Origin of the sequence: Thalassotalea sp. PLHSN55 (assembly GCF_052030545.1) — a bacterium.
In the GTDB taxonomy this organism is placed as follows: domain Bacteria; phylum Pseudomonadota; class Gammaproteobacteria; order Enterobacterales; family Alteromonadaceae; genus CANMXU01.
Map to the genome: position 1 here is coordinate 337,447 of NZ_JBPDIH010000006.1, position 11,421 is coordinate 348,867.

An 11,421-nucleotide genomic window follows, 5' to 3' on the forward strand; every position below is an offset into this window, starting at 1 on the left:
CCTGATGAGTCAATAACTAAATGCAGGCACTATAGAAAATTTACTAATAATTTAACCAATAAAATAGCAACTGTACTTAAAATGATTATCAATGTTTTAAGTTCATTTAGAACACATTGAACATTTAATCATATAAATACTACTAATATTTTAAGAAAGTAAAAGTTATAGAGGGGATAACTTATGCCAACGATCAAAAAAAGGCTGGTCACAAATCGCGCCTTACCTGCGATATTAATAGGTAGCTGCTTATTAACCGCTTGTAATTCCGAAGATGTTAATAATAGTGCGCCAGGCATACCAACGGCAAAAAATAATATTGCGTTTGATGGTCAGAGTTTTACAACAGACTTAACCGCCTACGACGCTGATAATGACGCGTTAACTTACGAGTACGTAAGTGGACCTGAGTGGTTATCAATATCAGGCAACCAATTAATTGGTACACCACCATCTCAAGACATTGGTCAGCATACGATTGAAATTTTGGTATCAGACGGTAAGGCTAGCTCAACGAACTCTTTTGACTTTTATGTTAAAGATTTTGGCCCGACTAACGTGGTAATTATTAACCTCGATGGCACCAATAGAAACCATTTAGGTACATACCATAATGTTAAAGACGGTAGTGTAACGCCGAATATTGATGCCTTTGCCAATCAAGGTAAGAAATTCCAAAAGGCACACACAGTCGTTACGGAAACTATCCCAAGCTTAAATAGTGTCATAACGGGTATGTACCCACACCAAAGTGGTGTGGAAGGTACGCAACAAGTATGGAAAACAAGTGCGGTTTTATTACCTGATGTCTTAAAAAATAATAACTACTTAGTGGGTATTTTAGGTAAAGCCAGTGAAGCAACACCGTCTACGCCATATGCTTGGGATATTATCGGTAGCGATATTGACTCGCAAAATATCGAAACCGCAGCCAATGTCGCTAACAGCCTATTTGAAAAAGCCAGACTTGCTGACCAACCATTTTTCTTTACTTACAACGTTCCTGAGCCACAACAAAGTTTTTGGGCACTATCTACGGCTGAAAAAGACGAAAACGAAACAGAGCAACAAGCTCAATACAGCCCCACTGATCCGGCATATATGGCAATTAAATCTGCCTTACCAACGGGCATTAGCGAAATTGAGCAAGACATTTCTAATTACTTGTCTTCGTTAAGCCGCGGTGATGCACTTGTTGGTGAAGTATTAGCAACCCTAGAACAATCGGGTTTTTCCGAAAATACGCTGGTTATTTTATACAGCAACCAAGGTTGGGCGATGCCATATGCTCAAAACAATGTTTGGAATCAAAGCTCAAATATTCCATTAATTGTGCGTTGGCCGGGTAAAGTGCCAGCTCAACAAGCAAATAGCACCGACATGATCTCGACCGTTGATTTTATGCCGACCATTTTATCTGCTCTTGATATTGAAGTACCTGAACAAGTTGCTGGGCAATCATTATTAGCAACACTATTGTTTGATAAAAATTCTGACACGGCTGAAGAAGATGAAGCAGCAATTGCTGCATTAGGCTTAGATACCAGCGCTGTATTTAAAACCTATTATGAAGGCTCTGCTGAAAAACGTCGCCCAATGCGCGCAATTCAAACAGCTAAATACAACTACATTTTCAACCCATGGGCAGATGGCACCACAGAAATGGTGACCAACATTGTTGATGGTGCAACGTTCAAAGCTATGGCAGCGAATGGCGCATCAAACAGCGAGGTGCAAGCACAAGTTGATTTTTATAAAACTCGCGCATTAGAAGAGTTTTACTTATTAGCTAATGATAGCTTAGAACAAACTAATCAAATTGATAACCCAGAATACCAACAAACGATTGTTACCCTTGAACAACAGCTTGTTGATTGGATGGCAAAAACTGATGATCCAGCGTTATCAGCCTTTTTAAACAAAGACAATGCAAGCTTTTTACGCATGCACAGTAATAGCTTTTTAGCCAACTGGATGAGCGAACAGCAAGCACAAACGGATGCTAAAAGTGCTGTACTTGGTCGAGATAAAACTGAAGCAGTATTTTTCCCAAATCACGACAGCTATAACATTCATCAGGGTGAAAAATTAACGGTATCAGCTGAACATGGCGTGGCGAGCAATGATTACTTATCAGCAACCGCTACCGCTATTACCACTACCTTGTTAGATTTACCAAGTAACGGTACGGTAACGCTTGAAGAAAATGGCGCTTTTGAATACACGCCAGCAGAAGGTTTCATGGGCGTTGATACTTTTACTTACACCGCAAATTCAGTAAGCTCTGAAGAAAGCGCGGTTGCCTTAGTGAAAATCACCGTGATCAATAACCGTCCAATGGACTTAACCATCGACAATACCCAAGGTGCATTTGGCAAATACTTCGAAGCAAAAGTTTCAGCAACCGACAGCGATGAAGACGCACTTACTTACGCCATAGTTGCAGGCCCAAGCTGGTTAAGTATTTCAGGTAGTGACATAGTTGGTTGGCCAATAGAAGATGATATTGGTGAAGTAAACCTTACGTTATCAGCTAACGACGGAATTGAAGGCATCGAACAGAGCTTTGTTTTGACCATTGCTGAAGCCGCCAATAATCCACCGACCGATATTGCCATTAGCGCCAATACCGCAGTGGAAAATATTGAATTTACCGCAACGGTATCTGCTTTAGACGCTGACGGCGAATCATTAGCTTATTCACTGGCTAATGAAGTGTTATGGCTGACACTGGAAGGTGATCAACTTAAAGGTACGCCAATGACACGCGATATCGGCGTGCATGCACTGCAAATATCGGTAACGGATAAAGAGCAAACGGTTACCTCAAACTTATCAATAACTGTAGCGGCAAACCAAGCACCAACTGCTATCACAATCAGCGAAACTAAAGCGATTCAAGGACACAGCTTTACTGCTTTAGTATCCGCGACTGATTTTGAAGAACAAGCGCTAGAATTTACGCTAGAGGGCGATAATTCTTGGTTGACACTAAACGAGTCAGAACTAACAGGTACCCCTAGTGCAAGCGATGTAGGCACTAGCAATATTACCGTATCAGTTTCTGACGGTACCTCTGTTGTTAAGCAATCATTTGCTGTGACGGTAACGGAAAATACCGCGCCACACGGTATTTCGTTAAGCAATAATACTACGGTTGAAGGTGTTGCATTTAGTGCTCAAGTAAGCGCTGTAGATACCGAAAACGACAGCTTAAGCTATTCAGTATCAGGCCTACCTACTTGGTTAACGTTTGATGAAAATAGCTTAGTGATCTCTGGTACACCAGAGAATACGCAAGCAGATGAATTAGTGGGTGACTACCCAATTACGATTACGGTTGCTGATGGCATTAATTCTGCCGTAAGCCAATCGGTTACCATCACAGTAACTGCCGCAGAAAACAGCGCGCCAACGGGTCTTACATTCTCGCCACTCGCCGCAATTATTGACGAAGCTTACACAGGTACAGCAAGTGCTACAGATGCTGATAATGACACTTTAACTTATACTTTTGATACGCAAGCAACCTGGTTAACTGGCTCAAGCAATACCTTAATTGGTACGCCAGCAACCGCAGGTGACTTTGTCGTAACGGTAACCGCTTCTGACGGCAAAGAAAGTATAAGTGCAAACTTTACTATTTCAGTGACTGAATTAGCGCCGCCAAATACTGCGCCATTTAACTTGATGATCGATAATACTGATGCACAACATGGCAAAGTATTTACCGGTACGCTTTCAGCCACAGATAGCGACGGTGATGCTATTTCCTACAGCATTGCAAATCAATCTGGCAACCCAGTTTGGTATTCAATTGCTAACGGCAATACGTTAACAGGTACACCTTCTGCAAGTGATGTTGGTGCTAATACGATTACCATAGAAATGTCTGACGGTATTAATGCCGCTAGCAGTGAAACCATTACCATTAATGTCGCAGCGAACAATGCACCAAGTGATTTAGTTGTTGATAACTTAAACGCAACACAAGACCAAGCGTTTAGCGCAAACTTATCAGCAACAGATCTTGACGGTGATAACGTCAGCTTTATTGGCGAAGGTTTACCTGCTTGGTTAACGCTTGACGGTACCAGCTTAACGGGTACGCCAGCAGAAGCTGATGTAGGCGATCACACCTTTACCCTTGCCATGACCGATGGCATAGACACCACAGCAGCACAACAAGTCACCATTACCGTTGCCGCAGCTGGCGAAGGTCAGCCGACTGTTGAAACATTGTTTAGTGACGATTTTGAAAATGGCTTAGACAAGTGGCACAGAAGTACCACCGACCATGTTCAATCTACAGCGGATGCAAATACAACTGAAAATGGTGCTACCGGTGTCAGGTTCAAAAATAACTGGCCAAACATGAACATTCTCACCCCTATGGATACTAGCGGTTTAACGAATATCACGGTAAGTTTCATGTATAAAACCGATATGCCAGATTACAAAGATGGACTCATCATGAAGTACTCTCTTGATGGCGGTACTACATGGGAAGCAGGCACTGTGTTTAAAGAGCATTCAGCTAGTTTTGTTCGAAGAGATGTTGTTTTACCTGTTGCAGCCGAAAATCAAAGCTCGTTGACAATTCGCTTCGCTTCTGGTGGTCAATATAACCTGCAGCTTTCTTACGTGGATGATATTGTCATTACAGCAACTCGCCCATAAAAGTTAAACGAGTTACTTAGATTGCGATAAAAAATGCCGCTACGTTAACTAGCGGCATTTTTATTTCTGCCTATTTAACTTTAACACTTAACGACTCATTCCCTTTTCAAAGATAGTATTAAAATTAGAAATACAATCACAATTAGCGATGATTACTTATTTTCAAAACGCACTCTATCTTGCTCGGTTGCACTTTCAATGCACTCACCTTTTACGACAATCACACCTCGATTTAAGCTTTTCTCTAATTCAAAATAGCCATCTCGACAATATTGGTTGTCGACTAGTTGCTGCTCAAGCATTTGATACACATGCGCTTCTAACTGCTTAATCAATTCTGGATCTTGACCCGAACGACTGCTGACTTGAGTACCACCAGCTTGACTATTACGCCCTTCTCGCTCACCGCGACCGCCGCCTTTCCCCCCATTTTTACCGCCTTCTGCTTTGCCACCTTTGCCCTTTCTTGTACCCTTATCGCCTTCTGGTTTATCTTGTTTAGCTTCACCTTGACGATTTTTGCTATCACCAGCAATGCCGTTACGGCCAAGTAACGTCAGGGTAAACATTTTAGAATTATCGGCTTGAATATTGGTATGAAAAATCGGCGTAAGTTCTGGTGGCTGATAGCTAGAACAGCCAGCTAAAAAAATCACTGGAATAATCGATAAACTAACAACAGTTTTTGAAAAAAGCATACATGTTCCTGTTTGGATTTCAACCACACCATATTAGCAACTTCCCTGCGTGAGAAACGTCAGCATGGTGTAAATTTTTTTAGTCAACTAAGTAGTCAATTAACTAGTCAATTGACTAGCTGTAGGTAACAAAACGCTACCTAATAAAAAAGTGATATATCTAACAGCGCCAGTATTTTGTGGCATAATAAAATAAGTCACCATCCCATCTAATTGGCAAAAGGAGAAAACCTATATAGTGAATAAAATTACGCTTAGCCAAGACGAAAACTTGTCGATAAAGTTAGCCTATCAACTGCTACCGCAAGAATCTCAACGTATAGATTTATATTTCTCGTTGCCGGTCGAAATGGGCATAGACCCTAGCACCTTAGACGAGCACAATTACTTCAACAGTAGCATTAAAAGCCACAGCGCTTATTACTCTGACAAGTTACACCTACCATTAGTTCGCAGCCGTTTTATTAGTCAAAACAAAGGCGAGCAAGATGACTATCGTCTAAACCTTAATTTATTCTGCTATCAAATTCGCATTGCCTTAGATACCGACAGCAAACAAGTTTTACAGCTAAAGTCGGCCGATGAATTTTATCCGCAAGTTATTGAGCTGGCAGATCAAACCTTAAGTTTATTAAAAAAACTGCGTCGCTATACACCTTCTGATAGCAAACTAAGTTCTTATTTTGAAAATGCCGATAACTATTTAAGCTGGCACGTTGAACAGTCTTTTTTAAAGCTGTTAGCCAAAGGACCAAAAAGTAGTGACTTTTCTGCAGAGCGCGAATTTTTATTCACCCTATGCAAAAACGAAAATGATTATCGCACTAGCCAGCAATATAATTCTCAAATTACCTTAGAAGACCCCAACCGCATCACCAATAAAATGCGTTTGCTGCAACGTTTAATTGAATATGGCGTCGTTTTCCAAAAAGAAACCCGCATTTTAAATACCAATTTAAAACGCTTAGTTCGTGGCTCGGTTACTGCGGTGATCATGGCTTTTGTGATGATGCTGGTGCTTAATGCTCGATCAAATTTTACCGAAATCACCTTAATGCTTATCGGACTGCTCGGGGTGATTTATGGTTTACGGGAAATATTTAAAGATGACCTTACCAGTATCATTTGGCGTAAAATACAACAAGGTCGCCCTAAGTGGCAGAATTTATTTTCGCATAGCGTTAATAAAAAGCGCATTATGCTACAAACCATTTGGCTAGAGTATATTAAAGCCAAAGAGTTACCCAAAGCGGTTAATGCTTTATTTCAAAAACGGCGTCAGCAAAATAAACAGCCGGCAATTTTGCTGCACTTTCGTAGCGACAGCAAAGTGATCGCTAAAGAGTTTTTGCCCGGTTATGACAAACTGCAAAAGCAGATATTTTTCAATTTAACGCCCTTTGTACGCTTTTTGAAAAAAGGTGCCGGCAGGTTATACAGCTTAGACGGTAAAAAAATTACCCAACAAGCGGTGGAAAGGCGTTATCAGATCAATCTAGTGTTAGTGCAAACAGTAAAAAAAGCAGAGTATTTACAGCGATTTAAAATAACATTAAACCGCTCGGAAATTGTTAATATTGAAGCAATAGAGTCTAGCGAAGACGTTTTTTAGTAAGATTTAGCCCGGGCTTTAACTTAAGCTCGGTTTATTTAGCTTGCCAACTTGCTTCCACTAAAACCTTATCGCCTTGCAAGACTTGACCATGAAAGTTATCGCCGACATTAATTTGTCCAACGCCTTTAGGCGTGCCTGTCATCACAATATCGCCATCGGTTAAGTCAATAAAGGTGGCAAGTTCGGCTAAAATATCTTGTGGTTTAACCATCATTAATGCAACACCGCCGGCCTGTGTCGGTTTATTGTTAATTGCTAAAGCGAGCGATAAATCATCATTAATCACATCTAAACTGACAAAAGGGCTAAATACCGCTGCGCCGTTAAATGCTTTCGCGCGCTCCCACGGCAAACCTTTCGATTTTAGCTGGCTTTGCAAACCACGTTTGGTTAAGTCTAAACCAAAGCCTACCGCCGTAAATTTACCTTGTTGATAAACAAAGCTTAACTCGCCTTCATAATGCAGTGCTTCTTGATGAAAGGCATTTAGCTCAGCAGAAATAGCGGAATTAGGTTTTAAAAACACCACCATTTCATCAGGCACTTCATTGCCCAATTCGGTAATGTGGTCAACGTAATTTCGACCAATGCAAACCACTTTTGATGGTGTGATCGGCTGGTTATCAACAGAGATAGTATTCACAAAAACTTCCTTAAAAATTGATGACATTAAGCAATAAAAGTTCGATAAATCATGCGTATGGCTACAAGTAATAAAAAACTACCAAAAAAGGTACTAAGCTGACGTTTAGTCAGCCGTTGCGCCAATTTCACGCCAAAAGGCGCAGCTATAATGCTCATTGGCGCAATCAGCGCGAGTCCAATGATATTAACATAGCCAATACTGCCCAGTGGTAAGGTGTCAACCGATAAGCCAGAAACGACAAAACCAATCGCGCCGGGAATACTGATAAACAAACCAAAGACTGCCGCAGTACCAACCGCTTTATGTATTTGTTGATTCATTAAGGTCAGTGTTGGCACAGTTAAGCTACCACCGCCTATGCCCATCATGCTCGATAAACTGCCAATAATAAATGGTGCAACAGGCGCAGCGATGCCACGCGGCACACCTTTCGACAGCGTTATTTTATCAAGTGGTAATAACATTTTTAATGCGACAATTAAAATAACAATCGCAAAAATAGCCGCCAGTACTTGGCTGTTTAAATAAGACGCCCCTAAGGTGCCAACCAGTGAGCCAATAACGATTACTGGCCCCCAAGCTTTAACTAAGCCAACATCAACATTGCCTTTACCGTAATGTGCTTTAGTCGAAGAAATAGAGGTTAAAATAATGCATGCCAACGAGGTGCCAATGGCAACATGCATACGCACACTTGGTTCAACACCATAAAAACCTAAACCAAGCTCTAATACTGGTACAATAACAATCCCACCACCAATACCTAATAACCCAGCCAGAATGCCTGCGACTATGCCGGTAATAAGCATTACGCCAGCAAAAGGTAAGAGGTTGATCACTATATCCATTTTATATTGTGTTCACATTAGTTAAACGCGAGAAAGAAGAAGCTTAGTATACCTTGCTAGTGACTAAGAGACAGCTTCTGGCCGACATATTTTGCAATCGCCAAACTTGAAGTGAGCCCCGGTGAGTCGATACCAAATAAATTCACTAAGCCATTTACGCCGTGCTGGTCACTACTTTGGATAACAAAATCTTTAAAGCTATCGCTGGGTCCTTGCAGTTTTGGCCGAATACCAGAGTAGCCTGGTTGCAGCTTATCTGGGTTAAGTGTTGGAAAGTACTGCTTAATTGCCTGCACAAATTTATCTTTTAACTTTGGGTCAACCTGATAATTTAATTGGTCAACATATTGCGTATCAGGACCAAACTTTAATTGCCCACCAGTATCAAGTGATGCATGAATACCCAAGCCATTATCACTAGGGATTGGATAGATAAGCTGCTTAAAAGGGCTTTTACCTTGATAGGTAAAATAATGCCCTCGACACCAATGTAACTTAGGAATATGTGCAGAATTAAGCCCAACAATCGACTGAGCTAGCTCGCAGCTATGCAAACCAGCACTATTAATAAGATAACGACATTGCAGCTTAATGTGTTCGCCTTGGCTATCGAGTGTCACTTCAAAGCCCTGCTCATTAGCAATTGCTGACAGCATTTTGCTTTGCCCAACAAATTGACCTTCATTGGCTTGTAAATCAGCGAGCAGCGTTTGCATATAGGCATGAACATCGACAATGCCAGTACTCGGTGATAAAAGCGCAGCTTTTGCTTTAAGGTGCGGTTCTTTGCGACTCAATGTCGCTTTATCTAGCCAGGAAAGATCGCACACATTATTAGCAAGTGCTTGCTGTTCAATACCTTCAAGCACCTTAATTTCATCATCACTTTCAGCAACCAATAATTTACCTAATTTTTGGTGAGCAATATGGCGTTGCTGACAATATTGATAGAGCAGCGTTTTACCTTGCACGCACAATTTAGCTTTTAAACTATTGCTTGGATAATAAAGTCCAGCGTGAATAACCTCACTATTTCGGCTACTGGTTTCTTCCCCAAAATGACGGTGTTTATCAACCAAGAGTACTTGCTCTAGATGCTGGCTAAGTTCGCGAGCTGTAGCTAAGCCAATAACGCCTGCACCAACCACGAGGGCATCAACCTTATGCAAAATATAACTCCTTATTCGCCAGCACTAGTAATAAAAAAGGTTATTGCTTTAATTTGAAAATGTGAGGCGCTAATGTACATTAAAGCACAACAAGCTAATGTTAATAAATTCAACTTATGGACACCATTGCTAAATTATGACCAAGTATGTACTTTCGCTATTCATCAGCTTGATGTTTTTTAACCCTGCTCCCAGTTATGCGTTAAGCAAACTGGGTCATAAAGCGATTTGCCAATTGAGCTTTCAACAATTACCCGCGGCTTCTCAAGCGAAGATATTGCAATTATTAACGCACATTCCGAAAAAAGAGCAGCAGCGTATTAATCAATACAATTACCAAAAGCGCACAAAAGCAATTACTTTTGCTGACAGCTGCACGTGGGCCGATGCGATCAAAAAAGATAAAAGCTATGATAAATACAAGACGTGGCATTATCGCAACATCAGCCGCAACATCAGCCGCAATATAAGTCGCAATGTTAGCCGCAACCAACCACCAATTACCCAATTAGCGTGTGATTCCCCCTGCATTACCTCGGCAATTGCTTATCATCAACAACAACTCACCTCAACAACGGGCTGGCAACAAACACAAGCACTGATGTTTTTAGGGCATTGGTTAGGCGACATTCATCAACCATTGCATATTAGCTTTGCTGACGATCGCGGCGGCAACAGCATCAAAATTAAACTCGCGCAGCAAAAGTGCAACAACTTGCATTGGCTTTGGGATGAGTGTTTGGTTAACTACCGCCTGAAAAAAGGCAAAAACAAACAACAGCAGCTAGTGAGTAACTTACATCAAATATGGCAAACATCGCCAATCACAAGTTGGCAAAAAGACGACATACTCGTTTGGGCTAACGAGTCGTTTGCCATTACACAAATGCCGGCATTTAAGTACTGCACACTCGATAACAACAAGTTTTGCCAAGCTAGGCAAACCAAACCGCTGGTACTTGATGAACGCTATGTGCAGCAGTTCTCGCCAATACTTGAACGGCAACTAGTAAAAGCGGCAGCAAGATTAACTGCGCTATTAGAACAACACCTATAGCTTTATCGTTAAATAATATGAGAAAAAACAATACCTACTCTGGCTAAATACCAGCAACGGCTATGGTCTGACAAGTGAAATAGCTGTTGATTTTTCATACACACCTAACGCATATTAAGTGTTCTATTTTTCAAATTGGATATGCTGGAGTAGATGATGTTAACGCAACTGAAGAAGGTTCAACAGCAATGGCAAGGAAGTCATAAAGCTATTGATAACTGGTTAGATGAACGGCAAGCATTGTTAGTGGCTTATTGCCAACTGGCCGGATTACCGCCATTTACTCGTGAAAACAATACCCCTGTTGATGACTTTGATTTAAAGCATTTTTGCCAAGTATTAATTGATTATATTTGCGCCGGTCATTTCGAAATTTTTAATCAGTCCGCCTCACCTGAGCATACACAAACCCTAGCGCTTATCGATAAAATAAATGCATCTACTGACTTTGCGTTAAAGTTTAACGATTACTACATCAAAAAAACACCAAGCGATGCTTTGCCGCAACTCGATAACGACTTGTCGCAATTAGGGCAATTTCTTGAACAACGTTTTGCGCTTGAAGATCAGCTGATAGAACTTATCCACAAAGAACTAGCGTAATTTAGAGCGTGTTGACCTTTGGTGTATTTTTTTGCAGCGAATTGTTTGCCATTTATACAAGGCAGAGCGATTGTCGTGTAGTTATTCTACATAAATGAGTGATAA

Annotated in this window: 8 protein-coding genes; 4 read left to right on the top strand and 4 right to left on the bottom strand. The window is 41.0% G+C overall.

What is annotated here, in order from left to right; all coding sequences use genetic code 11:
* Window positions 1-183 precede the first annotated feature (183 nt).
* The gene (locus ACRRSQ_RS14045; protein ID WP_440876382.1) at window positions 184-4,680 is read left to right on the top strand and encodes a putative Ig domain-containing protein; all 4,497 of its coding nucleotides are present in this window, start codon (window positions 184-186) and stop codon (window positions 4,678-4,680) included.
* Between the two features lie 152 nt (window positions 4,681-4,832).
* On the opposite strand, the gene ACRRSQ_RS14050 is transcribed toward ACRRSQ_RS14045, so the two are convergent.
* Window positions 4,833-5,378: a hypothetical protein gene (locus ACRRSQ_RS14050; RefSeq protein ID WP_440876383.1), complete on the bottom strand. Its 546-nt coding sequence runs from the start codon at window positions 5,376-5,378 to the stop codon at window positions 4,833-4,835.
* A gap of 238 nt (window positions 5,379-5,616) precedes the next feature.
* On the opposite strand from ACRRSQ_RS14050, the gene ACRRSQ_RS14055 reads away from it, so the two are divergent.
* On the top strand, window positions 5,617-6,990 hold the full coding sequence (locus tag ACRRSQ_RS14055) for a hypothetical protein (RefSeq protein ID WP_440876384.1): 1,374 nt from the start codon (window positions 5,617-5,619) through the stop codon (window positions 6,988-6,990).
* Window positions 6,991-7,024: 34 nt separating this feature from the next.
* On the opposite strand, the gene ACRRSQ_RS14060 is transcribed toward ACRRSQ_RS14055, so the two are convergent.
* Genes ACRRSQ_RS14060 through ACRRSQ_RS14070 form a run of 3 tightly spaced genes read right to left on the bottom strand, consistent with a single transcriptional unit; the run spans window position 7,025 to window position 9,656 of the window.
* Entirely contained in the window at window positions 7,025-7,636 is a 612-nt protein-coding gene (locus ACRRSQ_RS14060) for a fumarylacetoacetate hydrolase family protein (protein ID WP_440876385.1), read from the bottom strand.
* 26 nt (window positions 7,637-7,662) lie between these two features.
* Window positions 7,663-8,487, bottom strand: a complete 825-nt coding sequence (locus ACRRSQ_RS14065) for a sulfite exporter TauE/SafE family protein (protein WP_440876386.1) — start codon at window positions 8,485-8,487, stop codon at window positions 7,663-7,665.
* Between the two features lie 56 nt (window positions 8,488-8,543).
* Entirely contained in the window at window positions 8,544-9,656 is a 1,113-nt protein-coding gene (locus ACRRSQ_RS14070) for an NAD(P)/FAD-dependent oxidoreductase (protein ID WP_440876387.1), read from the bottom strand.
* A gap of 136 nt (window positions 9,657-9,792) precedes the next feature.
* On the opposite strand from ACRRSQ_RS14070, the gene ACRRSQ_RS14075 reads away from it, so the two are divergent.
* A complete protein-coding gene (locus ACRRSQ_RS14075; protein ID WP_440876388.1) occupies window positions 9,793-10,713 on the top strand; it encodes a S1/P1 nuclease in 921 nt (306 codons plus the stop codon).
* 153 nt (window positions 10,714-10,866) lie between these two features.
* A complete protein-coding gene (rsd, locus tag ACRRSQ_RS14080) occupies window positions 10,867-11,316 on the top strand; it encodes a sigma D regulator (RefSeq protein ID WP_440876389.1) in 450 nt (149 codons plus the stop codon).
* The last annotated feature ends 105 nt before the right edge of the window (window positions 11,317-11,421 follow it).